Here is a 24,981-nt window from a genome sequence, read left to right as displayed (position 1 = left end):
GCTGATCGGTGAGAATACGGATATCATAAAAAGAGAGAGGAACTATTATGGGGTATTTGATTTCGGAAACCACTAGGGAAGAACGTGAGACGATTGTTGCCAGGTCACTTGGAAACATATCAGCTAACTGCGATGGCTGTATGTCAGGTCTTGCAGAGATGTATCAGGAATATATTGACGGTCAAAAGGAGCTGAGGGAGATCAATATGGAGTTCAATGCCCGCTATGTGAGCGGTAAGGAAGTGCCGGGCAGGGAAGGATGTGGTATGAATGTATTTTCCAGATAAGAGTGAGTATCAGGATATTAGGGAAAAGTCCCTGATGCAGTGGCTGGATGAGATGGAGCAGCATGAGGATATTGCAGTCCGGGGAGGTGTGAAGCTTGCCAGAGAATACGTGCAGTCTCTTCAGAAAGAAATTGAGAATTTAAAGAGCGAGAATGAACTGAAGAAGGAGTATATGAAGAAACTAATGGCCGGTAAAAGAGCCAGAGAGTGAAAGAAAAAAAAAGAAAGAAGCCTGCTGATTTTTATTTACAGCAGGCTTTGGCTGTGGTGTGGGGGTTGTTGATTACAGGCTTCTGAATGCCAGTCTTCCCATGGCTTCATAAGCGGCCGCACTGGGGTGCAGATGATCGCCACTGTCATACCCTGCACGGAAAGCGGTAGGGTGAGCAGGATCACGTACTTCTTTGTCAAAATCAATACAGGTATCGATCAGGTCTGTGCTTCGGATGAAGTCATTGACCTGATTTTTTAATGTTTCCCGGAAGGGAGCATAGGTACGCCAGCCCTCAATGGGAAGCAGAGTACCCATGAAAATGTGATAACCCAGCTTACAGGCTTCCTGAATGTACCAGATAAGTCCTTCGGTCAGTTCATCAATGGTTGGCAGATCGCTCATGGGACGGAAGGGATTCACGTCTGTGCCTACCGGGTGAATGATGTCGTTGATTCCCTGCTGGATGATGATCGTATCGGCACCGGCAACAGGAAGCTCGTGAGGGAAACGGACCTTTCCCATCAGTCCATAGGATTCATAAGTGATATTGTCATACTGACGCAGGATCCTGGTGCCGCTGGCGGCTTTTCGGATAATGGCAGTATGGTTATCAGGTACCTTCAGGCATTCTGCCAGCATGTAATCTGGCCAGTCCTGTGAGGTAATGGAATCACCATAGCAGATAACTGCATGATTGCAGCTGTCTGTATAGAGGCTGATGTCACTTAAAAAATAAAAGCAGTTTGTCTTTCTTGTTTCATTCAGAGGAAGAACCTCAGCAGTTGAGTGGTTGTGAACGGAATAAAAGCCTTTGGAAAAAGGCCCGGTTGCAATGACACCTGAACGCATCAGGGTAAATTCTTTCAGATAAAAGCTGACAGAGACGGAATCACCCTGGCTGACAGGAAAAGGAAGAGGATCACTGAGGATACGCTTCCCGGCGGGAATAGTAATGGAGACATTACCGTCAAAGGTAATCTGCCTCGAAGTTTCTTTTATTATGGATTCGGGAGTGTTTCCGGTCATGGCCACGAAAGCAGCAGAAATCGTAATAGATTCTGTGCCACAGAAATTATCAAAGGTAAATCGAAGGGCACTTCCTGCAAAAGGAACTTTGACAGGATAGCGCAGTGTGAGATCTTTGCTGTAGGTTTCTACCCTGTGGTCAGTGATGGACATGGCATTTCCATAAATGGCACACCAGTGCCTGCCAGCCTCTGTTTTGTATGTTGAATCTGCGTTGCTTTTGTTGTCTGGAGCTGCGATACTTCTTTTATCTATAGCTGTATTTGTTGTATTCATCTGTGTTCCTTTCCAAGACGGGTATGTAATCTCTAACAGGGTGATTTTCCGAAAGGTTTGATAACCCATATAATACAGGTATTATACAGCGGAGCAGGATTCCTGACAAGAATCACTGAGGAAGCAATCTGAGAAAGCAGAGCCGAGCGGGGCATGGGAGAGTGAAAAGGAGCCATCATGCCCCGCGGGCAGGGAAAAATGAAGAGGAAAAGAAGGAAAACAGAGCGGAGCGGGGCATGGGAGAGTGAAAAGGAGCAATCATGCCCCGCGGGCAGGGAAAAGTGAAGAGGAAAAGAGGGAAAGCAGAGCGGAGCGGGGCATGAGAGTGAGAAAAGAGGCAATCATGCCCCGCGGGCAGGGAAAAGTGAAGAGGAAAAGAAGGAAAATAGAGCCGAGCGGGGCATGGGAGTGAGAAAAGGAGCAAACATGCCCCGCGGGCAGGGAAAAGTGAAGAGGAAAAGAGGGAAAGCAGAGCGGAGCGGGGCATGGGAGAGTGGAAAGAGGCAATCATGCCCCGCAGGCAGGGAAAAACTATGAGAAGGGGAGAAAAACCAGGACTGACAGGCAGGAAAAGAAGGAAAAATAACTGAAAAAGGAAAAAAGAATCCCACAGATATGAAATATATGATACACTGGTTTTGTCTGTTAACAAAATGAGAAGGAGAGATAGAAATGGACAAATTTTTCAAGCTGAAAGAGCGTGGAACTGACGTAAGGACAGAGTTTATTGCCGGTATCACGACTTTCATGACAATGGCCTATATCCTTGCCGTTAACCCCAGTATTCTGGGAGCAGCCGGTATGGACACAGGCGCAGTTTTTACAGCAACCGCATTAGCATCTGCGCTTGCATCAATCTGTATGGCACTGTTTGCCAACCTGCCTTTCGTACTTTCTGCAGGAATGGGACTGAATGCCTATTTTGCCTACACAGTTGTGCTGGGAATGGGATACAGCTGGGAGGTTGCCCTGACAGCCGTATTTGTTGAAGGTATTGTTTTCATCCTGCTTTCTCTGACCAATGTCAGAGAGGCAATTTTCAATGCAATTCCAGGAGGTCTTAAGGTAGCAGTTTCCGTTGGTATTGGATTATTCATCACCTTCATCGGACTGCAGAATGCACACATCGTAGTAGACGGTTCTACCCTGGTTGGACTGTTTTCCTTTAAGGGATCTATTCAGGCAGGAACCTTTAATTCTGAAGGAATTACTGTCGTACTGGCACTGCTTGGCATTCTGATCACTTCATTCCTTGTTATCAAGAATGTAAAGGGAAATATTCTCCTTGGTATTCTGATCACATGGGTACTGGGAATTATCTGCCAGCTTACCGGATTATATGTACCAGCACCGGATGCAGGCTTCTACAGCCTGATCCCCAGTGGCATCGTATCTGCACCGGCTTCCCTTGCACCGACACTGTTCAAGATGGATTTCTCTGTGATCGGATCACTGAACTTCCTGGTGGTTGTATTTGCATTCCTGTTCGTAGATATCTTCGATACCCTTGGAACACTGATCGGATGTGCGACTAAGGCTGATATGCTGGATAAGGATGGCAAGCTTCCCGGAATCAAAGGCGCTCTGATGGCAGATGCTGTAGGTACTACTGTAGGGGCATGCTTTGGTACATCTACAATTACAACCTTTGTAGAATCTTCATCAGGTATTGCAGAAGGCGGACGTACCGGACTTACTTCTATTGTATCAGGAGCACTGTTCCTGCTGGCACTGTTCTTCTCACCTATTTTTCTTGCAATTCCTTCCTTTGCAACAGCACCGGCACTTGTCGTTGTTGGTTTCTTTATGATGCAGCAGGTAGCAAAGATTGCATGGAATGATATGCTGGAAGCAATTCCCGCATTTATCTGTATCTTTGCTATGCCTTTTATGTATTCTATTTCAGAAGGTATCGCATTTGGCGTTATCTCCTATGTAGTTCTTCATGCAGCTGCAGGCAAGGCAAAGAAGATCACCCCGCTTATGTGGGTACTGGCAGTACTGTTTATTCTGAAGTACATCTTCCTGTAAAAGGAGTACCTGTATAATAAGCACAGAAAGCCCAGGCAGACAGGAGAGGGATAAGGCAGAAATTCCTGTCAAAGTGGGATTTCTGTGCTTTTTTTACTATAAAATGTCCTTTGAAATTTTTCACTGAAAAGTGGTACACTAATAGTATAAACGTAAGAAATGACGGAAAAATTGGAAAGGATGTGATTATTTTGTATCAGATCGGAGATTATGTGATCAAATTTAACAATGGTGTCTGCAGAGTGGAAGATATCATGCACCTGGATATGCCAGGGACGGACAGAAACAGATTATATTATCTGCTGATCCCGAAGGACTGCCAAAGCGCGAAAGTGTATGTGCCGGTTGATGCGGAGAGCAGGAGCCTTCGGAAAGCGCTGAGCAAAGAAGAAGCTTGGGAGATCATCCGCAAAATACCGGAAACAGAAAAGAAATGGAGTACTAACGACAAGCAGCGGGAACAGGAGTATAAGGCGGCTATCCAGAGCTGCAATCCGACAGAGCTTGTCGGAATCATCAAAAACCTGTATAGTAGAAAGCAGATCCGCAGAGCGCAGGGAAAGAAAAGCACCTCTACAGATGAGAGATATTTCAAACTGGCAGAGGACAGCCTGTATTCAGAGCTTGCTTTTGCCATTGGCAGGGAAAAGCAGGAAATGAAACAGATCATTGCCAAAACCATTGCGGAAATACAGGAAAAGACAGAAGGATAATTTATGAATATACTGACAGCCTCTAAAATCAGCAGATCGTTTGGAGAAAAGACAATTTTGAGGGATGCTTCCTTGTATCTGGAGGAAGGAGAAAAGGTCGGCATCATCGGGATCAACGGAACGGGAAAATCCACGCTGCTGAAAATGATCGCAGGACTGGAGGAGTCAGACAGTGGAACGATCACCAGAGCCTCGCATCTGGTGATCAGTTTTTTGCCGCAGCATCCTTTATTTCCGGAAGAACAGACTGTTATAGAGGCAGTCTTGCAGAAATGCCGGGAGAGCAGCAGATCAGGGCATACAGACCAGGAGCTGGAGACAGAGGCAAAGCGGATGCTGACAAGGCTTGGTGTAACAGATTTCACGGCAAAGTGTGGGATCCTTTCCGGAGGACAGCGTAAGAAGCTGGCACTTGTGGCAGCTCTTCTGACAAGGCCGGATCTGCTGATCCTGGACGAGCCTACGAACCACCTGGACAATGACATGGCGGAATGGCTGGAGGAAGAGCTGAAAAAGCTGCCGGGAGCACTGATCATGGTGACCCATGACAGATATTTCCTGGACAGTGTGGCTACAAGGATCATAGAGATCGACAGAGGCAGTATTTATTCCTATGATGAGAATTATTCCGGATATCTGGAACGAAAAGCGGAGCGGGAAGAAGCACTGGCAGCAGGAGAGAGAAAGCGGAAAACCATTCTGCGTAAAGAGCTGGAATGGGTGAAGCGTGGTGCCAGGGCAAGAAGCACCAAGCAAAAGGCGAGACTGCAGCGTTATGAGGAGCTGAAAAACAGGGAGGCACTGTCAGCAGGCAGCCAGATAGATATTGGCAGCAGTGCCACAAGACTTGGCAGAACCACTGTGGAGATCAGCCATCTTTCCAAGGCATACGGGGATAAAGTGCTGATCCGGGATTTTTCCTATATCTTTTTAAAGGGTGACAGAGTTGGCTTCGTTGGCAGGAACGGGTGTGGCAAGACAACACTTGTAAAGCTGATCACCGGGCGGGTTGAGCCGGATGAGGGCAGTATTGTGATCGGACAGACAGTGAAGATCGGCTGCTATGATCAGGAGCTGACAGAGAAGGAAATGCCATCAGAGCAGCGTGTGATCGATTATATCAGAGATGTGGCGGAATTTGTACAGACTGAGGAAGGACCGGTTTCTGCAGCTAAAATGCTGGAGAGGTTCCTGTTTGAGGGAGAAGCACAGTACGGACTTCTGAAGAAGCTTTCCGGGGGAGAAAAACGCAGACTGAACCTGCTCCGGGTACTGATGGATTCACCGAATGTCCTGATCCTGGACGAACCGACCAATGACCTTGATATTGAAACACTGACGATCCTGGAGGATTATCTGGACAGCTTCCCTGGAATCGTGATCATGGTGTCCCATGACAGATATTTCCTGGACCGCTGTGCAAGGAGGATATTCGCCTTTGAGGAAGGTGGAAATATCAGGCAGTATGAGGGCGGTTATACGGATTACCGTGACCGGGTTCAGATGGAAAGGGGAGAATTTTCAGAACAGACAGGAAACAGTGAAAATACTGGCAGTGCAGGTAAAGTAAAAACAGAATCGGGAAAAGCCTGGAAGCTGCCGTCTGCAAAGCTGAAATTCAGTTATAAGGAGCAGAGGGAATATGAAACCATAGAAGATGATATTGCTGCACTGGAAGAGAAAATAGAAACTTTGGAGGCCGGGATCCTGAAGGCGGCGACTGATTTTGTGAAGCTGAATGAGCTGACGAAGGAGAAGGAAGAGACAGAGAAGCTTCTGGAAGAAAAAATGGAACGATGGGAATATCTGGAGGAATTAGCTGAGAGAATTGCAGAGCAATAATAGAGGGATAGCTGCAACAGAAAAACAAATTGTTAACCATGCGATAAAATAAGGTTGACAATAAAAACCTGCCATGTTATTCTGTCTAAGGTTCCTGAAGGAACATACTACAGAAAGGCTGGATTTTCAAATGACAACACAGACAGCAACAAGAAGTAAAACTTATGACATGGTATACATAGCAGTATTTGCGGTTCTGATCGCAATCTGCTCCTGGATATCCATTCCAACGACAGTTCCCTTTACCCTGCAGACCTTTGCCGTATTTCTGGCAGTAGGTGTTCTCGGCGGCAAGAGAGGAAGTCTTTCCGTACTGATCTATATTCTGCTTGGTGCAGTAGGGATTCCTGTATTTGCAGGATTTTCAGGGGGCTTTGGCACCCTGCTTGGCAGTACCGGTGGTTATATTATCGGATTCCTGTTTTCCGCACTTCTGATGTGGGGCATGGAAGCACTCCTTGGTAAGAAGACCTGGGTGCTTGGCTTATCTATGGTACTTGGACTGATCGTATGCTACGCGATTGGAACCGTATGGTTCATGGCAGTATATACGAAAAATTCTGGACCGGTTGGACTGGCAGCAGTTCTTTCCTGGTGTGTGATCCCCTTTATCATCCCGGATCTGATCAAGATTGCACTTGCACTTGTCCTGAGTAAGCGGTTTTCCGTAATCCTGAAGCTGAACTGATTTTTATGGATTTTACGGATATTACAGAAAAGAAAGAATTCAGACTGCGTCCCCATCATGGCATGTGTCTTTCCTTTTTTGAGGGAAAGGGCTACAGCAGCGAATTTACAGCACACATGGCAAAGATGAAGGAAATTCTGACAGAGCAGAACCCGATGATCACGCTTGTAAGGGAAACGGACGATATATGCTGTGCCTGTCCCCATAATAAAGAGGGGGTCTGCGATGCGGCACAGAAGGTTTACGATTATGACACAGGAGTACTGGAAAGCTGCGGCCTTGAGGAAAATGAGAAACAGCCCTTCCTCACTTTCTATAGACAGGTGGCAGAGCAGATCCTGGAGCAGGGAATCGGAGAGAAAATCTGTGGGAATTGTCAGTGGCGCAGGATTTGTTACAGATCGGTATAAATTCCCCTTTTATACAAATTTATAATGATGCAGAAATGCGTCGAGAAGAAGCGAACCGTTTACGGCTTCGCTTTTTTCTTTATCAGAAAGCCGCTCCGGGTGCCACTGCACACCAACGATAGGGAGATAGTGGTGGCACAGTCCCTCCACTACACCATCGTCGCAGTACTGGATATAGGACAGAGAGGGAGCCTTCAGATCCACGCCCTGATGATGCGCGCTGTTTACCACAAACCGCTCCCCGTAAAGCCGGTAGAGGACAGTGCCAGGCAGGGCAAAGGTCTCATGGTACTGATCTCCATTCGTGTACTGATGGCGGTCAGCAGATGGCAGATCCTGATGGATGTCACCACCGAAGAAAATATTGATGAGCTGCATTCCCCTGCAAATACCAAGAACCGGCTTTTTTTCAGATACAAAGGCTTTCAGGACAGACAGCTGCAGTCTGTCAAGAACCGGATCAAAAAAACGGGAACCGCAGTTAAGCTGACCAAACAGGACTGGATCAATGTCACCGCCGCCGGGAAGGAGAAGGGCATCATAGGATGAGATTTCCGGAACATGAAGAGAGGTGGTACAGGAGGCACCGAGCCTTCGGAGGACGTTTTCATAATTAAAGGTTTTTCCGGTTTCTCCGGCAACGAGAATTTTTTTCAATGGAGCTCTCCCAAAAAAGTGATATTTCTGTTATGCTGTAGTAGAATATATGAGGAAGGAAAGAAAGATATGAGAATTGGAATGGGATATGATGTTCATAAATTAACAGAGGGAAGAGACCTGATCATCGGAGGTGTTACGATTCCTTATGAAAAGGGACTTCTTGGCCATTCGGATGCGGATGTGCTTCTGCATGCCATTATGGATGCCCTGCTTGGAGCAGCAGCCCTTGGAGACATTGGCAAGCATTTCCCGGACAGTGACCCGGCTTATAAAGGTATTTCCTCGTTAAAGCTTCTTTCCCATGTGGGAGAGCTGCTGCAGGAGAATGCCTTTTTTATAGAAAATATTGATGCTACGATCATTGCGCAGGCACCGAAGATGCGCCCTTATATTGATACCATGCGAAAGAATATTGCAGATACCCTGCAGATTTCCATAGATCAGGTCAATGTAAAGGCGACCACAGAGGAAGGTCTTGGCTTTACCGGCAGTGGAGAAGGGATCTCGTCCCAGGCTATCTGTCTGCTGACAAGCCCACTTTCTGTGGGAGCGATTGATGTGATGCAGGAGCAGAGAGGATGTGCTGGCTGCAGTGGATGTATCGGAAGACAGTAAGAAAGAAGGATGACATAAGATGTACAACAGTAAATCCATGAAGGCAGAGGAGTTTATCTGCCACGAGGAAATCGAGGACACACTTGCTTTTGCAGATGAGAACAGAAACAATAAGGAAATGATCCGTCAGATCCTTGACAAGGCCAGAGAATGTAAGGGACTTTCCCACAGAGAGGCATCGGTTCTGCTTGCCTGTGAAGATCCGGAGGTGCTTGACGAGATGGAAGCACTTGCCAGAGAGATTAAAAAGAAATTCTATGGAAACAGGATCGTATTGTTTGCTCCGCTGTATCTCTCAAACTATTGTGTGAATGGATGTGTTTACTGTCCGTACCATCATCAGAACGGACATATTCCGAGAAAAAAACTGACTCAGGAGGAGATCCGTCAGGAAGTGATTGCCCTGCAGGATATGGGACATAAGAGATTGGCTATTGAGACTGGAGAGGATCCGGTAAACAATCCTATCGAATACGTGCTGGAAAGTATCAAAACGATCTATTCCATCCAGCATAAAAACGGGGCGATCCGCCGTGTAAATGTCAACATTGCGGCGACAACTGTGGAGAATTACCGGAAATTAAAGGAAGCAGGAATCGGAACCTATATCCTTTTTCAGGAAACCTACCATAAAGAAAGCTATGAACAGTTACATCCCACGGGGCCGAAGCACGATTATGCCTACCATACGGAAGCTATGGACAGAGCCATGGAGGGTGGCATTGATGATGTGGGACTTGGCGTATTGTTCGGACTTGAGCTGTACCGCTACGAATTTGCAGGACTTCTGATGCATGCTGAGCATCTGGAGGCAGTGCATGGCGTAGGACCGCATACGATCAGTGTACCGAGGATCAAACGGGCAGATGATATCGACCCGGATACCTTTGACAATGGTATCAGTGATGAGATCTTTGCGAAGCTCTGTGCCCTGATCCGGATCAGCGTACCCTACACTGGCATGATCATTTCCACGAGGGAGAGCCAGCAGGTCAGGGCGAAGGTGATCGACCTTGGGGTATCCCAGATCAGTGGTGGTTCAAGGACAAGTGTTGGCGGTTATACAGAAGAGCTCCGTCCTACTGATACAGAGCAGTTTGATGTATCCGATCAGCGTACACTGGATGAGGTAGTCCGCTGGCTGATGGAGACAAAGCATATCCCGTCCTTCTGTACAGCCTGCTACCGGGCAGGAAGGACAGGTGATCGTTTTATGAGCCTGTGTAAGAGCGGGCAGATCCAGAACTGCTGTCATCCCAATGCCCTGATCACACTGAAGGAATTCCTGGAGGATTATGCCAGTGCAGAGACAAGGGCGATCGGTGAGAGGATGATCAAAGAGGAGCTTTTAAATATTCCGAAGGAACAGGTACGGAAAATAACAGAGGAATATCTGGTGAAGATCGGGCAGGGAGAAAGAGATTTCCGCTTCTGACCGGAACAGACGCAAAGGAAGGAGATGCACAGCATGGCGGCACTGAATCAGACACCGGGGGCTGACCGGATCCAGATCGCATTCTTTGGAAGAAGGAATGCTGGTAAATCCAGCTTGGTCAATGCAGTGACCGGACAGGAGATGTCTATTGTATCAGAGGTAAAGGGAACGACCACGGATCCCGTGACGAAATCCATGGAGCTCCTTCCTTTAGGACCGGTAGTGATCATTGACACACCGGGGCTTGATGATGAAGGAACTGTCGGGGAGATGCGTGTTCGGAAGGCCAGACAGGTGCTGAACAGGGCGGATATCGCTGTCCTTGTGGCAGATATCACCAGAGGGCTTACCGGAATGGAAGAGGAACTGATCACCCTTTTTCAGAAGAAAAGGGTTCCCTATCTGATCGTATATAATAAGAAGGATCTCGTGAGGGAAGAGTGTTCCTGCCTGAAGGATCTGAAAGAAAACGAAATTGCAGTCAGTGCCCTGAAAAGGGAAAATATAGAGCAGCTGAAGGAAAGAATCGGAAGCCTTGCAGGGAAAATGGAAAAAGAGAAACCGATCGTTGGCGAGCTTCTTGAAGCAGGGGATCACGTGGTACTGGTAACGCCAATTGATACCTCTGCACCAAAGGGCAGAATGATCCTCCCACAGGTGAAGGTGATCCGTGATATACTGGATGCGCACGGAACCTTAAGTGTGACACAGACAGGGGAGCTGCCAGCACTGCTTTCCTCCTTAAAGGAAAGGCCAAGGCTTGTGATCACTGACAGTCAGGCCTTTGAATGTGTAAAGCAGATGGTGCCAAAGGACATCCCATTGACATCCTTTTCTATTCTGTTTGCCAGGTATAAGGGCGTACTTGCAGGAGCTGTGCAGGGGGCAGCAGCACTTGACAGATTAAAGGAAGGGGACAGGATCCTGATCTCCGAGGGCTGTACCCATCACAGACAGTGCGAGGATATCGGGACAGTGAAGCTGCCGGGCTGGATCGAAAAGCATACGGGCAAAAGGTTTGTATATGAGTTTACTTCGGGCGGAGGCTTCCCGGAGGATCTTTCCAGTTATGCACTTGTAGTGCACTGCGGCGGCTGTATGCTGAATGAAAGAGAGATCAGAAGCAGGGAAAGGATGGCAGCAGAGAGCAGCATCCCTTTCACCAATTATGGAATTCTGATCGCCTTTATGAATGGGATCCTGAAAAGAAGCCTTCAGCCATTTAAAGAGCTGGCAGAATACTTGTGAAAACCACACAGCAAGAGACGATTTAGCAGTTGACAAAACCGCTTCTTCTTCATATTCTGTTATAGAAAGAGAATTTTTCCGGTCCGTATTTTTGACGGAAAAGAATACATGACAGGAGCAAAAAATGGGACTGATTCAGAGTGTGAAAGAGGAGATGGCCATTATTAAGGAACGGGATGCGGCGATCCACTCTTCTATGGAAGTTTTTTTATATCCGAGCTTTAAGGTAATGCTGCGATATCGTGTTGCCCATAAGCTTTATCTGAAAAAGCATTACTTTCTTGCCAGATGGGTTTCCCAGAGGGCTGTAAGGAAAACGGGAATTGAAATCCATCCGGGTGCACAGATCGGCAAGGGCTTCTTTATCGATCATGGATCCGGAGTTATCATAGGAGAAACCACGATTATCGGTGATAATGTAACCTTATATCAGGGGGTGACCCTTGGAGGAACCGGAAAGGAAAAGGGAAAGCGTCACCCTACGCTTGGCAGCAACATCATGATCGGAGCCGGAGCCAAGGTACTTGGTTCCTGTACGATTGGTGATAACTGTAAGATCGGAGCCGGCAGCGTGGTGCTTGAGAATGTACCGGCCGGCAGCACAGTTGTTGGTGTACCGGGACGTGTCGTGAAGCGGATCAATCCTGATCATCCCCAGGATGAGCTGGATCAGATCCATTATCCTGATCCGGTATGGGAGGCGATCACATCCCTGCAGCACAGCAATGCAGAGATCACCAATCAGCTCATTGACCTGGAGCAGAAGATGCGTACCAGTGAGAGAGCACAGAAAAAGCAGAGTCAGAATGCAGAATAAAAGGAAGGACGTAAGCGGAAATGAAGATTTACAATACCCTGACAAAAAGGAAGGAAGAGTTTGTACCTCTTACCGAAGGAAAGGTGAAGATGTATGTCTGCGGACCTACAGTATATAATCTGATCCATATTGGAAATGCAAGGCCCATGATCGTATTTGATACAGTAAGACGCTATATGGAGCATAAGGGTTACGAGGTTAATTATGTATCCAACTTTACCGATGTGGATGATAAGATCATCAAGAAGGCAATCGAGGAAGGTGTGGAAGCATCTGTGATCTCCGAGCGTTATATTGCAGAGTGCAGGAAAGACATGGCTGCCATGAATGTAAAGCCGGCTACTACACATCCCAAGGCTACCGAAGAGATCTGCGGCATGCTGGATATGATCGGTACCCTGATCGAAAAGGGTCATGCTTATGTGGCAGAGGATGGTACTGTTTACTACCGTACAAGAAGCTTTAAGGATTATGGTAAGTTATCCCATAAGAATCTGGATGATCTGCAGGGAGGAAACAGATCTCTCCTTGTAACCGGAGAGGATCAGAAGGAGGATCCCCTTGATTTCGTACTTTGGAAACCAAAGAAGGACGGAGAGCCTTACTGGGAGTCACCCTGGTGCCAGGGACGTCCCGGCTGGCATATTGAGTGCTCTGTCATGAGCAAGAAGTACCTTGGGGATGAGATCGATATCCATGCAGGCGGAGAGGATCTGATCTTCCCCCACCATGAGAACGAGATCGCTCAGTCTGAGGCAGCCAATGACAAGCCGTTTGCGAAATACTGGATGCACAACGCATTTCTGAATATTGATAATAAAAAGATGTCCAAATCTGCCGGCAATTTCTTTACTGTCAGAGACATCAGTGAAAAGTATGATCTTCAGGTTCTTCGTTTCTTCATGCTTTCCGCACACTACAGAAGTCCCTTAAACTTCAGCAGTGAGCTGATGGAAGCAGCACAGAACGGTTATGACAGAATCGTGACCAGCGTCAGCAATCTGGATTATCTGTTAAAGAGCGCAGAGGGCTCCATGACAGAGGAAGAAAAGAAGCTGGCAGAGGAAGCGGCTGTCTACAGGACACGTTTTGATGAAGCCATGGATGATGACTTCAATACAGCGGATGCACTTTCCGTTATTTTCGAGCTGGTGAAGTTTGCCAATACCAACGCAGGAGAGGGAAGCAGTCAGGAATTTGTACAGTATCTGAAGGATGAGATCACAGAGCTTTGTGATGTATGCGGTCTGATCGTAGAGAAAAAGGAAGAGATCCTGGACAGCGATATTGAGGCATTGATCGCAGAGCGTCAGGCAGCAAGAAAAGAGAAGAACTTCAAAAGGGCGGATGAGATCAGAGATGAGCTCCTTGCCAAAGGAATTGTTCTCGAGGACACCAGAGAGGGCGTAAAATGGAAGAGAGCCTGAGTCTTTCAAGCAGGATCAGAGAATTATTTGGGTTAAAAGAGGTGGATATGAAGGCATATTCACCTCTTACGCTTGCCTATATCGGAGATGCTGCCTATGAGCTTGTGATCCGCACCATGGTGGTGGAGAAGGGAAACCGTCAGGCCAGCCAGCTTCACAGGCTCACCACATCCTATGTGAAGGCACAGGCACAGGCAGCTATGATCGAAGCACTGGAGCCGGAGCTGACAGAGGAAGAGCTTGCCATATACAAAAGAGGCAGGAATGCCAAGTCCTATACCAGTGCAAAGAATGCATCCATTCTGGATTACCGGAAGGCGACAGGACTGGAAACACTGATCGGCTACCTGTATCTCTCCGGCAGGGAAGAACGGGTACTTTTTCTTATCAAAGAAGGAATCAGCAGGATCTGATCCTCGAAAGAGCTGCTGAAGGAGACAGGCGGAGTTGCAGCGTTTGGACGAGTCTGATGGAAGTGTATAAGGGAACAGAGAAGGGAAAGAATGTATGATGAATGCAGAAGAAAAGACATATGAAGAAATGCTCATAGAAGGAAGAAATGCTGTGATCGAGGCGTTCCGTTCTGAACGTGAGATTGACAGGGTATATATTCTGGATGGCTGTCAGGACGGACCTGTTGCCACCATTAAAAGAGAGGCCAAAAAGAGAGGAACCATGATCAGGTTCGTGGATAAGGAGCGTCTTGATCATATGTCAGAAACCGGACACCATCAGGGTGTGATCGCTGTGGCTGCCGCCTATCATTATGCAGAAGTAGAGGATCTGTTTGCGGAAGCAGAAAAAAAGGGAGAGGATCCTTTTTTTATCCTGCTTGATAATATTGAGGATCCTCATAATCTGGGAGCTGTCATCCGTACTGCAAACCTTGCAGGAGCCCACGGAGTGATCATCCCCAAGAACCGGGCAGTCGGGCTGACGGCAACTGTGGCAAGAACCTCGGCAGGTGCCCTGAATTATACTAAAGTGGCAAGGGTGACGAACCTGGTAAGGACCATGGAGGATCTGAAGAAGAGGGGTATGTGGTTTGCTTGTGCAGACATGGATGGGACATGTATGTATGATCTGAACCTTACAGGACCGCTTGGACTTGTGATCGGAAATGAAGGAGCCGGAGTAGGACGCCTCGTAAAGGAAAAATGTGATATGGTGGCATCCATTCCCATGAAAGGAGATATTGATTCCCTGAATGCTTCGGTGGCAGCAGGCATACTTGCCTATGAGGTGGTAAGACAGAGAATGAAGGCAGGAAGATAAGGGAGCAATCAGTAATTTTATGAATAAGCTGAATCGTGTGATGCTGATGCTGATCGCTATGGCTGCTATCATGCTGCTGGCTGTAGGGATTGACAAAGGGCTGCAACGGCACGAAAGAAAAATGTGGGAAATAGAAAGAGAAGCTGTTTATGAAGAAGCAAGGGCGGATATTGCCAGTATGCAGGCGAATATCCAGACTTTATCTGAGGATCCGGAGGCTCTTATTTCCTATATAGAAGAAAATGAGCTGAATTACACAGAAAAAAAGGAAGTTTTTCTGGAAGAACCGGATAGAGCAGAAGGCGATGGTTCTGTGTCAGACAATGAAGCATATAAAGGAGAAGCTGAAAATCTGGTATCCGGGAATTCTGTACCGGGGAATTTGGTATACGGGAATTTCGTATCTGGAAATTCCGTATCTGGAAATTCTGAATCTGAGAATTCTATATCCGGGAATTCCATATCCGGAAATCTGGAATGGGGGAGCTTTCTGCCGGGCGGTCTTGTATCCGGCAATCTGCTTTTTCCCGGAGAAGAGAGGGAGATCTGTGCTTCCTACGAAAATACCATGAAGATCAACAGACAGGATAAAAAGATCATTGCTGACAGTGAGGTGGATTTTTCAGACTGTAAGATTACCTGTCTTGGAGATAGTATTACGGCAGCATCTAATCTGGATACCATAGAGAATTATCAGTCTATGTCCTATCCGTCCCAGCTGGGAGAAATACTTGGCGCAGAAGAGGTAGTGAATCTCGGGATCGGAGGTTCTTCCATCGGGCGGTACTGGGAGAATGCTTTCGTAGACAGATACCAGGAGATCCCGGAGGATACAGATGTGATCCTTGTCATGGGAGGAACCAATGACGGGTTCTGTGCTTCTGAAAAGGAGCTTGGGAGCCTGGAGAAAAGAGAAAAGGATACCTTTACAGGAGATCTGGATGAGCTTCTCTTTGGACTGCAGAAGGATTATCCGGATGCGCAGATCGTACTGATCACGCCTCTTCCAAATGTATTGCATGATCTGTTGAGGAAAAGCAGGGATTATCTTCTGCCGCAGTCAGCCTTTGTCAGGGTGATGAAACAGCTTGGAGAAGAGCATGGGATACCGGTGATTGATCTGTACAATTCCAATTTTCTGGATACGCATGATGCAGCAGTGATCCACGCACTGATGCCGGACGGTGTTCATGGCAACAAAACCGGTTACCGTATGCTGGCACAGCATATAGCAGCACAGCTGATCCTGATCGAAGAGGAGGAGGGAGTAGAAGCTGTTGGGGAATGATTATGAAACCTCTAAGGATGAGGAGCTGATCCTTCGGATCCGGGATGGTGAAGAGAAAATTACAGATTATATCATGGAGAAATACAAAAATCTGGTGAGAAGCAAGGCCGGAAGTATGTATATCCTTGGCGCAGACAGGGAGGATCTGATCCAGGAGGGGATGATCGGGCTGTTCAAAGCGATCCGGGATTATGATATTGGAAGAGATGCCAGCTTTGCCACCTTTGCAGATCTGTGTGTGGCAAGACAGATGTATACGGCGGTGCAGGCTGCTGGCAGAAAAAAGCATGCGCCGCTGAACAGCTATGTTTCCCTCTATGCGGGAAATGGCAGTGATAAGACGGAAGAGGAAAAGAAGCTTCTGGATTCCCTGGTTTCAAGGGATGAACAGAACCCGGAGGAGCTGCTGATCGACAGGGAGAATGTAGAGCGTATCGAGAAAGCCATCGAAAGTGAGCTGAGCAGCTTTGAAAGACAGGTGCTCGACCTGTATCTGACAGGGATGAAGTATACAGAAATTGCAAGAGTACTTGGAAAGGATGATAAATCGACAGACAATGCGCTGCAGCGCTGCCGCAGCAAGATACGGAAGGCACTGCTGACAGGAAAGGACTGATGGTCTGCTGGTCTTGCTGGTCTGCTACCGGGTGGCAGGAGTTAAGGCGGAGATTTGATGACTGTGAGGACTGCCAGTGGTACCAGTGATGTCAGTGGTGCCAATGAGGACAGACGGGGCATGGGAGAAGAAAAAAGTCACCCATGCCCCGAATTGAGGAAAAAGAGGAAGCCAAGGAAGAGAAAAAGGAAGAGAGCGGGGCATGGGAGAGGAAAAAAGTCACCCATGCCCCGAATCGTGATAAAAGAGGAAGCCAAGGAAGAGAAAAAGGAAGAGAGCGGGGCATGGGAGAGGAAAAAAGTTCCCCATGCCCCGAATCGAGGAAAAAGAGGAAGCCAAGGAAGAAAAAAAGGAAGAGAGCGGGGCATGGGAGAGGAAAAAAGTTCCCCATGCCCCGAATCGTGATAAAAGGGGAAGCCAAGGAAGAGAAAAAGGAAAAGAGCGGGGCATGGGAGAAGAAAAAAGTTTCCCATGCCCCGAATCGTGGTAAAAGAGGAAGCCAAGGAAGAGAAAAAGGAAGAGAGCGGGGCATGGGAGAAGAAAAAAGTTTCCCATGCCCCGAATTGAGGAAAAAGAGGAAGCCAAGGAAGAAAAAAAGGAAAAGAGCGGGGCATGGGAGAAGAAAAAAGTTCCCCATGCCCCGAATCGTGATAAAAGAGGAAGCCAAGGAAGAGAAAAAGGAAAAGAGCGGGGCATGGGAGAAGAAAAAAGTTCCCCATGCCCCGAATCGTGATAAAAGAGGAAGCCAAGGAAGAGAAAAAGGAAGAGAGCGGGGCATGGGAGAAGAAAAAAGTTTCCCATGCCCCGAATTGAGGAAAAAGAGGAAGCCAAGGAAGAAAAAAAGGAAGAGAGCGGGGCATGGGAGAAGAAAAAAGTATCCCATGCCCCGAATCGTGGTAAAAGAGGAAGCCAAGGAAGAGAAAAAGGAAGAGAGCGGGGCATGGGAGAAGAAAAAAGTTTCCCATGCCCCGAATTGAGGAAAAAGAGGAAGCCAAGGAAGAAAAAAAGGAAGAGAGCGGGGCATGGGAGAAGAAAAAAGTTCCCCATGCCCCGAATCGTGATAAAAGAGGAAGCCAAGGAAGAGAAAAAGGAAGAGAGCGGGGCATGGGAGAGGAAAAAAGTTCCCCATGCCCCGAATCGTGATAAAAGGGGAAGCAAAACAAGAGAAAAAGAAAGAAAAGGATCATTTTCAATCCACTTACCGGTGATATCTGACCTGTTACTGAAAAACGGTTTACATTTCAGGCTGATCCTATATAATTACAATCAGTCAGGGGGTGAAGGAATTGAAGCTGCGAATGGAAGTAGATCCGGAAGCAGAGGAAGAGCTTGTATTGTATTGCCGGGAGATCACACCGGATATCATGAAGCTGCAGCAGATTCTTGCAAAAGCAGTCGGCAGGGCAGGACAGATTATTCTGTATAAGGAAAATACGGAATATTATATGGAAACGGAAAAGATCCTGTTTTTTGAGACAGAAGGGACACAGGTGCTGGCTCATACGGAAACGGAACTATTTGAAACACATAAAAAGCTGTATGAGCTGGAAGAGGTACTGGGAGGGTCTTTCCTTCGGATATCCAAGTCGGCAATAGTAAATCTTAACAGGATCTACGCAATACAGCGTTCGCTGACAGCATCCAGTGAGATTGCTTTTCAGGGAACACACAAACGTATTTATGTTTCAAGAGCCTATTACAAAGCATTAAAGGAAAAATTAGAAGAAAAGAGGTTAGGAATATGAAAAAGGCGAGCAGAATATTTTGGGGACTGGGACTGATCACGGCGGCAGTATTTCTGGTATTGAGCCAGATGCATCTGATCACGGCAGAGATCAGCGTATGGAGTGCATTGATTGGAATTTTATGTGTGGCGCTTCTGATCAGCAGCATTGCAGACCGGAGCTTTGGGGGAATCTTCTTTTCCCTTGGACTGGCATGGCTGACCTTTGCAGAAATGCTCGGACTTCCCAGGGCAAGCTTTTGGAGTGTGGCAGGGATCGTTATTCTGCTGACAAGCGGGTTTAATATGCTGTTTCCGCATAAGAGCAGAAAATGTGGAAACAGGGACAGAAGGGAATATGGAGAGCACGATTACAGCAAATATCAGAAGACGTCAGAGGGAGAAGAGGATGGGTTTGTGACCTGCGCCAATTCCTTTGGAGCACTGGCAAAATATGTTGATACGGCGAACTTCAAAGGAGGTCGTTTCCAGAATTCCTTTGGGGAGCTGAAGGTGTATCTGGATCAGGCAGGGACAATACAGGAGACAGTAACTGTTGAGGTTTCTAACAGCTTTGGACAGACAACGCTGTATGTTCCGAGAGAGTGGAAGGTGATGCAGGATATCAGTGTATTTGCGGGAAGCGTGGAAGAAGGACCATGCAATGGCGAAAGCCGGGTTACCTGCTATCTGAAGGGCAGCGTAAGCTTTGGGGAGATTGAGATCGTGTATGTATAAAGCAGAAATCAGATCATAACGTGAGAGGATCAGAGCAGGAAAAAGGAAGTTATTGACATTTCTTTTTCCTGCTTTTATACTGTCAGTAGTTCCGTCCGACCGGTCGGAAAATGAGAAAATTTATCAGGTATGAAAGAGGAGTAGGAAATGCTGGGGAAATTTAGCGTAAAGAAACCTTATACTGTGCTGGTAGCAGTGGTTCTGGTGATCGTTCTTGGAGTGGTATCCATGATGAAGATGAGCACTGATCTGCTGCCCAATATCAGCCTTCCTTATGTGATCGTTATGACTACATATCCGGGAGCCAGTCCGGAAACAGTGGAAATGACTGTAACGCAGCCGGTGGAAGGCTCCATGGCAACAGTCAGCAATATCGAAAGCATCAGTTCGGTATCCAGTGAAAACTACTCCATGGTCATTCTGGAGTTTGCACAGTCCGCAGATATGAATGCCGTTTCGCTGGAAATACGGGAGAATCTGGATCAGATCAAAAGCTACTGGAGTGATGATATAGGCAATCCGATCATTATGAAGCTGAACCCGGATATGCTGCCGGTCATGATCGCAGCAGTTGGCGGTGAGGGAATGACGAATGCAGAGGTAACGGATATCACGCAGAATACGGTCATACCTGATCTGGAGAGTATAGAAGGCGTTGCATCAGCCAGTGCCACCGGTCTGATCGAGGAAAGTGTAAATGTCATCATCAGACAGGATAAGATCGATGCGATCAATGAGCAGGTATTTGGTTCGATCGATGAAGAACTGAAGGATGCAGAGCAGCAGCTTGCCGATGGCAGACAGGAGATTTATGACGGACAGGAAAAGCTGAACGATTCCCGTGCAGATCTTGATGAATCCAGACAGCAGCTGAACGACAGTCAGGAAGAGCTGGATAAGAATAAAAAAGAACTGGAAGACAGCAGGCAGAAGCTTGCTGACGGCAAGGCTGAGCTTGCAGAGAACAAGACGAAGCTGGAAGAAGGAAAGAATGAGCTTTATTCCAAAAAGAGTGAAAGCACTGAGAAGCTGGCACAGGCAGAGAAGGAGCTGCTGACGGCAAAGGCTGATCTGGAAGCCAGCAAGGTGCATATTACCTCCCAGATCACTACCGTAAAGTCTCTGGAAGACGGAATTAAGAAGGCGAAAGCTGGTGTTTCCCAGATAGATACAGTTCTTACGGGTATAGCTGGATTGAAGACTATGGTGCCAGCATCTGGCAATATTAATGCAGCAACAGCAGAACAGATTAATGCATTAGCAGCTTCCATGGAAGTTCCCTGTGCTTTAACTGAAACTTCCAGTGCAGTTGAAGCTTTAACAGCACTTACAGCGATAGAAAATGCTGCAACGCAGCAAAAGACAGAAACAAAGACAACGATCACCAACATGGAAGCCAGCCTCAACGCCAACACCGGCGGTCTTGGCGCGGATGCTTACATAGCCAGTATGCAGTCAGTCCTTTCCGAGATCGAAGGAAATATTGCCAAGCTGGACAGCGGTCTGACAGAGCTTTATAAGGGAAATCTGACGGCGGCGATTGAGTTTGCCAACGCCCAGACTACGATCAGCCTTGGTGAAATGCAGATCACGACAGCAGAAGCCCAGATAGAAGCCAGTGAAAAGCAGCTGGAATCCGGGCAGAAGCAGATCGAGTCCGGACAGGAACAGATTGATTCCGGCTGGGAACAGCTAAAGGAAGGCGAGGAGCAGCTGAATGAATCAGCAAAGAAGCTGCAGGATTCCTTAAAGCAGCTTGCAGAGAGTGAAGAGGATCTGGAAGAAAACAGACAGAACGCCTACGATCAGGCAGATATGAATGGTATTTTAACGGTAAGTACAGTAAAATCCCTACTGGCAGCCCAGAATTTTTCCATGCCGGCAGGATATGTGACAGAGGATGGCATTGACTATCTTGTAAGGGTAGGTGACAAGCCGGAGGATGTAGAAGCTCTGAAGAAAATGCCGATCATGAATACCGAGATGGATGGTGTGGACATTATTTATCTGGAGGATGTAGCAGACGTCTTTATGACAGACAATTCCGCAGACATTTACACCAATGTCAATGGTAATCCAGGTGTCATGCTGACCATCCAGAAGCAGACGGGGTATTCTACTGGCGATGTTTCTGACAGGATCAAGGAGAAGTTCAAGGATCTGCAGGAGGAAAATGAAAAGCTGACACTGATCACGCTGATGGATCAGGGCATTTATATAGATCTTGTTATGGATTCCATTATCAACAACGTACTGGTGGGAGCGCTGCTGGCGATCCTGATCCTGATCCTTTTCCTGAAGGATATCAGACCTACCATGGTAGTTGCTGTGTCCATCCCGATCAGTCTGATCACAGCTATTGTCTGTATGTATTTCAGTGGTGTGACCCTGAATGTGATCTCCCTGTCAGGACTTGCCCTTGGTGTAGGAATGCTGGTGGACAACTCTATCGTAGTTATTGAGAACATATACAGGCTGCGGGGAGAAGGATATTCAGCCAAAGAGGCAGCTATTCAGGGTGCCGGGGAGGTAGCAGGTGCGATTCTTGCATCCACGCTGACAACCGTGTGTGTATTCCTTCCTATTGTATTTACTGAAGGAATTACCAGGCAGCTCTTTGTGGATATGGGACTGACCATTGCGTATTCCCTGCTTGCCAGCCTGATCGTGGCTCTGACCGTAGTGCCGGCTATGGCATCCGGTGTACTTTCCAGAGTAACCCCAAAAGAGGATGGAAGGTTCTTTGGTGGTTTGATTAAAGCTTATGAAAAGGTACTGGCACTTGCACTTAAGACAAAGCCTGTGGTATTCCTGCTGGTGCTCGTACTGCTGGTTGGAAGTGCGGCGGCAGCCTTTGCAAAGGGAACTGCCTTCATGCCGGATATGGACAGTACACAGATCTCCATGACAGTGACCCTGCCGAAGGATACACCACTTTCCCATACAGGAGAGGTGACAGATGAAATACTTTATAAAATTGCAGAAATTGATGAGGTAGTGGATGTTGGTGCCATGGCAAATGCTTCTTCCCTGACTATGCTGACAGGAAACGGGAATTCCTCCACCAATGAAACTGCTGTATATATTTCACTTGATGAGAATAAAAAGAGAACCAATGAAGTGATCGCGGATGAGATCGAAAACAGAATTTCAGATATTGTAGAGAGAGAGGATGCGGAGATCGCCATTGAAACCTCAAGCATGGATATGAGTGCCATGGGAGGAAGCGGCATCACAGTACAGATCAAAGGAAGAGAGCTGGATACCCTGCAGGAGCTGGCTAAGGAGGTAGCCGGGATTGTAGAAGGTGTGGAAGGAACCACAGAGGTTTCAGATGGTCTTGAGGAAAGTACCGGGGAGCTGCGGATCATTGTTGACAGAGATAAGGCAATCGAACATGGATTTACGGTGGCACAGGTATTCCAGCAGATACAGGGTAAGCTTGCGGCAGCTACCAGTGCAACCTCCCTGGAAACTGAGATCCGTGATTATGATGTATATGTAAAGAACGCAGAGGATATGACACTTACCAGGGAGCTGGTAAAAGATCTGACACTTGACCGCACAAAGAATGATGGCAGCAAGGAAACAGTGAAGCTTTCAGAGCTTGCCGCCTTTGAAGATACAGAAACATCCATGTCCGTAAACAGACTGAACCAGACCAGATATATTCCGGTAACAGCGCAGCTGGCAGATGGCTATAATATTGGACTTGTTTCTGATGCAGTGGAAAAGGCACTGGAAGATTATGAGCTGCCGGATGGTTATACCATTGAAATGACCGGTGAAAATGAAACGATCACAGATGCCATGCAGCAGTTATATCTGATGCTGATCCTTGCACTGATCTTCATGTACCTGATCATGGTAGCACAGTTTCAGTCATTGCTGTCACCGTTTATCATCATGTTCACCATTCCACTGGCATTTACCGGCGGTTTCCTTGGACTGCTGATCAGCGGAAGCGAAGTCAGTGTGATCGCACTGATCGGCTTTGTCATGCTGTCAGGTATCATTGTAAATAATGGTATCGTGCTGGTAGATTACATCAACCAGCTCCGTGCACAGGGTATGGAAAAGAAAGAGGCGATCATGACAGCGGGAAGAACCAGAATGCGTCCGGTATTGATGACAGCCATGACCACGATACTGGCTCTTTCCACCATGGTATTCAGTCATGATATGGGTGCAGATATGTCAAGGCCAATGTCGGTGGTAACCATTGGTGGACTGACTTATGGCACATTACTTACCCTGATCGTGATCCCCTGTATTTATGATGTTTTCTCGAGAGGAAAAGAGAGGGGAAAGCGTAGCAGGAAGAAATTGTTTCTGAAAGAAGGAAAAAAGGAGCAGGCTGATGAATAAAGAAACACCTACTGTAAAGGAAAAAGCTATATATCAGGCGGTCGTTGATCTGTTTATGGAGGGGGCAGATCTTTCAGGACTGACTGTTTCAGAGATCACAGCAAAGGCGGGAATCGGCAAGGGAACAGCCTACGGTTACTTTTCAGATAAGGAAGATATGATCGCCAGATCCATCTGCTACAACGTAGAGCAGTATTGTCACTGGATCTATCAGGGGATCACAGAACAGAAAACATTGTATGAAAAGATAGATTTTCTCCTTGGAAAAATGGAAAAGGAGATCAGTAAAGCAGACTGTCTGATGCGGCTTGCCAATACCATGAGCATGGATTCTGTTATTGGAAAGAGGATCCGGCAGCAGGAAGTGGAAAATAACAGTAAAAATCCGCCATTAGAGCTTTTGGAGGCAGTATTTGAAGCAGAGCATTTCACACCGCCGCTTTCGGAAGAAATGCTGCAGTTCCTTGCAAGGAATGCTCTTTCCAGAATCTTCTGTTATGGGATGATGCTCAGTAATAACAGTGTCAGAGCACAGAGGACGACAGCAGTGCAGAAGACAGCAGCAGTGCAGAAGATGGCAGCGGCGCAGGAGGCAGAAATGCAGGCTATGCACAGGCTGGTTTGCATGGGCATCTGCAGTGACGCAGATGCCGTCAGACAGTGGCTTTCTTCGGAGAGAGGCTGATAGGCATTTTCCTGTGCATATTTTTACAAAAAAGTTATTGACATCTAATGACGATTAGCATATACTAACTACCGAAGACGGGATAATGATTCTCATTAACAAAGGAGGATGGTATGATGCCTTTATCAATGATGGAAGCCGGGAAACCGAATGTGATCAAAAAGGTTGGCGGCAAGGAGGAAACAAGACGTTTTCTGGAGAATCTTGGTTTTGTAGTCGGTGGAACAGTAACTGTGATATCCGAGACGGATGGAAACATGATCGTGAATATAAAGGATTCACGTGTTGCGATCGGCAAGGATATGGCAAATAAAATTATGGTTTAGAAAAGGAGCTGCTATGAAAACATTAAAAGAAGTTGCCTGTGGGCAGACTGTCAAGGTGACAAAGCTGACAGGAGAAGGCCCTGTGAAGAGACGTATCATGGATATGGGAATCACAAAGGGTGTAGAGATTTATGTAAGGAAAGTAGCACCTCTTGGTGATCCGGTTGAGGTTACCGTAAGAGGATATGAATTATCCTTGCGTAAAGCAGATGCCGAAATGATCCAGGTGGAGTAGGCATTTATTTTTTAGCTAAATGTTAGTCAAAACTAATC

The 24,981-nt window shown here is 47.1% G+C and carries 26 protein-coding genes; 24 read left to right on the top strand and 2 right to left on the bottom strand.

Annotated elements, in window-relative coordinates:
- Positions 1 to 47: 47 nt before the first annotated feature.
- Positions 48 to 287: a purine biosynthesis protein PurH gene (locus tag OCV77_RS13100; protein WP_262575458.1), complete on the top strand. Its 240-nt coding sequence runs from the start codon at positions 48 to 50 to the stop codon at positions 285 to 287.
- Entirely contained in the window at positions 271 to 498 is a 228-nt protein-coding gene (locus tag OCV77_RS13095; protein ID WP_262575457.1) for a hypothetical protein, read from the top strand. The genes OCV77_RS13100 and OCV77_RS13095 overlap by 17 nt, the downstream gene beginning before the upstream one ends.
- Positions 499 to 570: 72 nt before the next feature.
- On the opposite strand, the gene OCV77_RS13090 is transcribed toward OCV77_RS13095, so the two are convergent.
- The gene (locus OCV77_RS13090; protein ID WP_262575456.1) at positions 571 to 1,803 is read right to left on the bottom strand and encodes an SGNH/GDSL hydrolase family protein; all 1,233 of its coding nucleotides are present in this window, start codon (positions 1,801 to 1,803) and stop codon (positions 571 to 573) included.
- Positions 1,804 to 2,475: 672 nt separating this feature from the next.
- Here OCV77_RS13090 and OCV77_RS13085 point away from each other — a divergent pair.
- From OCV77_RS13085 to OCV77_RS13065, 5 genes are all read left to right on the top strand, one after another.
- Positions 2,476 to 3,834, top strand: coding sequence for an NCS2 family permease (locus OCV77_RS13085; RefSeq protein WP_118798663.1), 1,359 nt, complete (start codon positions 2,476 to 2,478; stop codon positions 3,832 to 3,834).
- A 191-nt stretch (positions 3,835 to 4,025) separates the two neighbouring features.
- A complete protein-coding gene (locus tag OCV77_RS13080; RefSeq protein WP_262575455.1) occupies positions 4,026 to 4,547 on the top strand; it encodes a CarD family transcriptional regulator in 522 nt (173 codons plus the stop codon).
- Between the two features lie 3 nt (positions 4,548 to 4,550).
- Complete coding sequence (locus OCV77_RS13075) at positions 4,551 to 6,389, top strand: ABC-F family ATP-binding cassette domain-containing protein (RefSeq protein WP_262575454.1); 1,839 nt, start codon at positions 4,551 to 4,553, stop codon at positions 6,387 to 6,389.
- A gap of 130 nt (positions 6,390 to 6,519) precedes the next feature.
- On the top strand, positions 6,520 to 7,077 hold the full coding sequence (locus OCV77_RS13070; protein WP_262575453.1) for a biotin transporter BioY: 558 nt from the start codon (positions 6,520 to 6,522) through the stop codon (positions 7,075 to 7,077).
- Between the two features lie 5 nt (positions 7,078 to 7,082).
- Positions 7,083 to 7,487 carry a DUF1284 domain-containing protein gene (locus OCV77_RS13065; protein ID WP_262575452.1) on the top strand — a complete coding sequence of 135 codons (405 nt, stop codon included), beginning with the start codon at positions 7,083 to 7,085 and terminating at the stop codon, positions 7,485 to 7,487.
- A gap of 9 nt (positions 7,488 to 7,496) precedes the next feature.
- On the opposite strand, the gene OCV77_RS13060 is transcribed toward OCV77_RS13065, so the two are convergent.
- Entirely contained in the window at positions 7,497 to 8,144 is a 648-nt protein-coding gene (locus OCV77_RS13060) for a gamma-glutamyl-gamma-aminobutyrate hydrolase family protein (protein ID WP_262575450.1), read from the bottom strand.
- A 69-nt stretch (positions 8,145 to 8,213) separates the two neighbouring features.
- Here OCV77_RS13060 and ispF point away from each other — a divergent pair, with 69 nt between their 5' ends.
- From ispF to OCV77_RS12975, 17 genes are all read left to right on the top strand, one after another.
- Complete coding sequence (ispF, locus tag OCV77_RS13055; RefSeq protein ID WP_118798669.1) at positions 8,214 to 8,762, top strand: 2-C-methyl-D-erythritol 2,4-cyclodiphosphate synthase; 549 nt, start codon at positions 8,214 to 8,216, stop codon at positions 8,760 to 8,762.
- A 19-nt stretch (positions 8,763 to 8,781) separates the two neighbouring features.
- On the top strand, positions 8,782 to 10,197 hold the full coding sequence (hydG, locus tag OCV77_RS13050; protein WP_262575448.1) for a [FeFe] hydrogenase H-cluster radical SAM maturase HydG: 1,416 nt from the start codon (positions 8,782 to 8,784) through the stop codon (positions 10,195 to 10,197).
- 33 nt (positions 10,198 to 10,230) lie between these two features.
- Positions 10,231 to 11,445 carry a [FeFe] hydrogenase H-cluster maturation GTPase HydF gene (hydF, locus tag OCV77_RS13045; RefSeq protein WP_262575447.1) on the top strand — a complete coding sequence of 405 codons (1,215 nt, stop codon included), beginning with the start codon at positions 10,231 to 10,233 and terminating at the stop codon, positions 11,443 to 11,445.
- Between the two features lie 124 nt (positions 11,446 to 11,569).
- The gene (gene epsC / locus OCV77_RS13040; protein WP_118798672.1) at positions 11,570 to 12,262 is read left to right on the top strand and encodes a serine O-acetyltransferase EpsC; all 693 of its coding nucleotides are present in this window, start codon (positions 11,570 to 11,572) and stop codon (positions 12,260 to 12,262) included.
- Positions 12,263 to 12,282: 20 nt separating this feature from the next.
- Positions 12,283 to 13,689 (top strand): cysteine--tRNA ligase, encoded by a 1,407-nt coding sequence (gene cysS / locus OCV77_RS13035; protein WP_262575446.1) that lies wholly within the window; start codon positions 12,283 to 12,285, stop codon positions 13,687 to 13,689.
- Positions 13,674 to 14,102 (top strand): Mini-ribonuclease 3, encoded by a 429-nt coding sequence (locus OCV77_RS13030; RefSeq protein ID WP_262575444.1) that lies wholly within the window; start codon positions 13,674 to 13,676, stop codon positions 14,100 to 14,102. Before cysS ends, OCV77_RS13030 begins: the two co-directional genes overlap by 16 nt.
- Before the next feature lie 94 nt (positions 14,103 to 14,196).
- Positions 14,197 to 14,964, top strand: a complete 768-nt coding sequence (gene rlmB, locus OCV77_RS13025) for a 23S rRNA (guanosine(2251)-2'-O)-methyltransferase RlmB (RefSeq protein WP_331488878.1) — start codon at positions 14,197 to 14,199, stop codon at positions 14,962 to 14,964.
- A 19-nt stretch (positions 14,965 to 14,983) separates the two neighbouring features.
- Positions 14,984 to 16,252, top strand: coding sequence for an SGNH/GDSL hydrolase family protein (locus OCV77_RS13020; RefSeq protein WP_262575443.1), 1,269 nt, complete (start codon positions 14,984 to 14,986; stop codon positions 16,250 to 16,252).
- The gene (gene sigH, locus OCV77_RS13015; protein ID WP_262575442.1) at positions 16,242 to 16,868 is read left to right on the top strand and encodes an RNA polymerase sporulation sigma factor SigH; all 627 of its coding nucleotides are present in this window, start codon (positions 16,242 to 16,244) and stop codon (positions 16,866 to 16,868) included. The genes OCV77_RS13020 and sigH overlap by 11 nt, the downstream gene beginning before the upstream one ends.
- Positions 16,869 to 17,152: 284 nt before the next feature.
- Complete coding sequence (locus OCV77_RS13010) at positions 17,153 to 17,845, top strand: hypothetical protein (RefSeq protein WP_262575441.1); 693 nt, start codon at positions 17,153 to 17,155, stop codon at positions 17,843 to 17,845.
- Positions 17,832 to 18,011, top strand: coding sequence for a hypothetical protein (locus OCV77_RS13005; RefSeq protein WP_262575440.1), 180 nt, complete (start codon positions 17,832 to 17,834; stop codon positions 18,009 to 18,011). Before OCV77_RS13010 ends, OCV77_RS13005 begins: the two co-directional genes overlap by 14 nt.
- Before the next feature lie 143 nt (positions 18,012 to 18,154).
- Positions 18,155 to 18,613 (top strand): LytTR family DNA-binding domain-containing protein, encoded by a 459-nt coding sequence (locus OCV77_RS13000; protein WP_262575439.1) that lies wholly within the window; start codon positions 18,155 to 18,157, stop codon positions 18,611 to 18,613.
- Positions 18,610 to 19,329, top strand: a complete 720-nt coding sequence (locus tag OCV77_RS12995) for a cell wall-active antibiotics response protein (protein ID WP_262575438.1) — start codon at positions 18,610 to 18,612, stop codon at positions 19,327 to 19,329. Before OCV77_RS13000 ends, OCV77_RS12995 begins: the two co-directional genes overlap by 4 nt.
- Positions 19,330 to 19,476: 147 nt before the next feature.
- Entirely contained in the window at positions 19,477 to 23,697 is a 4,221-nt protein-coding gene (locus tag OCV77_RS12990) for an efflux RND transporter permease subunit (RefSeq protein ID WP_262575437.1), read from the top strand.
- Complete coding sequence (locus tag OCV77_RS12985; RefSeq protein WP_262575435.1) at positions 23,690 to 24,382, top strand: TetR/AcrR family transcriptional regulator; 693 nt, start codon at positions 23,690 to 23,692, stop codon at positions 24,380 to 24,382. The genes OCV77_RS12990 and OCV77_RS12985 overlap by 8 nt, the downstream gene beginning before the upstream one ends.
- A 113-nt stretch (positions 24,383 to 24,495) precedes the next feature.
- Positions 24,496 to 24,708: a FeoA family protein gene (locus OCV77_RS12980; RefSeq protein ID WP_262575434.1), complete on the top strand. Its 213-nt coding sequence runs from the start codon at positions 24,496 to 24,498 to the stop codon at positions 24,706 to 24,708.
- Positions 24,709 to 24,721: 13 nt separating this feature from the next.
- Positions 24,722 to 24,943, top strand: coding sequence for a FeoA family protein (locus OCV77_RS12975; protein ID WP_118798683.1), 222 nt, complete (start codon positions 24,722 to 24,724; stop codon positions 24,941 to 24,943).
- Positions 24,944 to 24,981: the final 38 nt, after the last annotated feature.

The sequence above is a fragment of the Suilimivivens aceti genome (assembly GCF_025567405.1).
GTDB classification, from domain to species: Bacteria; Bacillota; Clostridia; order Lachnospirales; family Lachnospiraceae; genus Suilimivivens; species Suilimivivens aceti.
This window is presented reverse-complemented; position numbering and strand designations above follow the sequence as displayed.

What these genes read in the sequence shown, in the direction of transcription:
- OCV77_RS13100 (WP_262575458.1), top strand. Translation starts at nt 48, where the DNA reads ATGGGGTATTTGATTTCGGAAACCACTAGGGAAGAACGTGAGACGATT.
- OCV77_RS13095 (WP_262575457.1), top strand. Translation starts at nt 271, where the DNA reads ATGTATTTTCCAGATAAGAGTGAGTATCAGGATATTAGGGAAAAGTCC.
- OCV77_RS13090 (WP_262575456.1), bottom strand. Translation starts at nt 1,803, where the DNA reads ATGAATACAACAAATACAGCTATAGATAAAAGAAGTATCGCAGCTCCA.
- OCV77_RS13085 (WP_118798663.1), top strand. Translation starts at nt 2,476, where the DNA reads ATGGACAAATTTTTCAAGCTGAAAGAGCGTGGAACTGACGTAAGGACA.
- OCV77_RS13075 (WP_262575454.1), top strand. Translation starts at nt 4,551, where the DNA reads ATGAATATACTGACAGCCTCTAAAATCAGCAGATCGTTTGGAGAAAAG.
- OCV77_RS13070 (WP_262575453.1), top strand. Translation starts at nt 6,520, where the DNA reads ATGACAACACAGACAGCAACAAGAAGTAAAACTTATGACATGGTATAC.
- OCV77_RS13065 (WP_262575452.1), top strand. Translation starts at nt 7,083, where the DNA reads ATGGATTTTACGGATATTACAGAAAAGAAAGAATTCAGACTGCGTCCC.
- ispF (WP_118798669.1), top strand. Translation starts at nt 8,214, where the DNA reads ATGAGAATTGGAATGGGATATGATGTTCATAAATTAACAGAGGGAAGA.
- hydG (WP_262575448.1), top strand. Translation starts at nt 8,782, where the DNA reads ATGTACAACAGTAAATCCATGAAGGCAGAGGAGTTTATCTGCCACGAG.
- hydF (WP_262575447.1), top strand. Translation starts at nt 10,231, where the DNA reads ATGGCGGCACTGAATCAGACACCGGGGGCTGACCGGATCCAGATCGCA.
- epsC (WP_118798672.1), top strand. Translation starts at nt 11,570, where the DNA reads ATGGGACTGATTCAGAGTGTGAAAGAGGAGATGGCCATTATTAAGGAA.
- cysS (WP_262575446.1), top strand. Translation starts at nt 12,283, where the DNA reads ATGAAGATTTACAATACCCTGACAAAAAGGAAGGAAGAGTTTGTACCT.
- OCV77_RS13030 (WP_262575444.1), top strand. Translation starts at nt 13,674, where the DNA reads ATGGAAGAGAGCCTGAGTCTTTCAAGCAGGATCAGAGAATTATTTGGG.
- rlmB (WP_331488878.1), top strand. Translation starts at nt 14,197, where the DNA reads ATGATGAATGCAGAAGAAAAGACATATGAAGAAATGCTCATAGAAGGA.
- OCV77_RS13020 (WP_262575443.1), top strand. Translation starts at nt 14,984, where the DNA reads ATGAATAAGCTGAATCGTGTGATGCTGATGCTGATCGCTATGGCTGCT.
- OCV77_RS13010 (WP_262575441.1), top strand. Translation starts at nt 17,153, where the DNA reads ATGGGAGAGGAAAAAAGTTCCCCATGCCCCGAATCGAGGAAAAAGAGG.
- OCV77_RS13005 (WP_262575440.1), top strand. Translation starts at nt 17,832, where the DNA reads ATGCCCCGAATTGAGGAAAAAGAGGAAGCCAAGGAAGAAAAAAAGGAA.
- OCV77_RS12995 (WP_262575438.1), top strand. Translation starts at nt 18,610, where the DNA reads ATGAAAAAGGCGAGCAGAATATTTTGGGGACTGGGACTGATCACGGCG.
- OCV77_RS12990 (WP_262575437.1), top strand. Translation starts at nt 19,477, where the DNA reads ATGCTGGGGAAATTTAGCGTAAAGAAACCTTATACTGTGCTGGTAGCA.
- OCV77_RS12985 (WP_262575435.1), top strand. Translation starts at nt 23,690, where the DNA reads ATGAATAAAGAAACACCTACTGTAAAGGAAAAAGCTATATATCAGGCG.
- OCV77_RS12980 (WP_262575434.1), top strand. Translation starts at nt 24,496, where the DNA reads ATGATGCCTTTATCAATGATGGAAGCCGGGAAACCGAATGTGATCAAA.
- OCV77_RS12975 (WP_118798683.1), top strand. Translation starts at nt 24,722, where the DNA reads ATGAAAACATTAAAAGAAGTTGCCTGTGGGCAGACTGTCAAGGTGACA.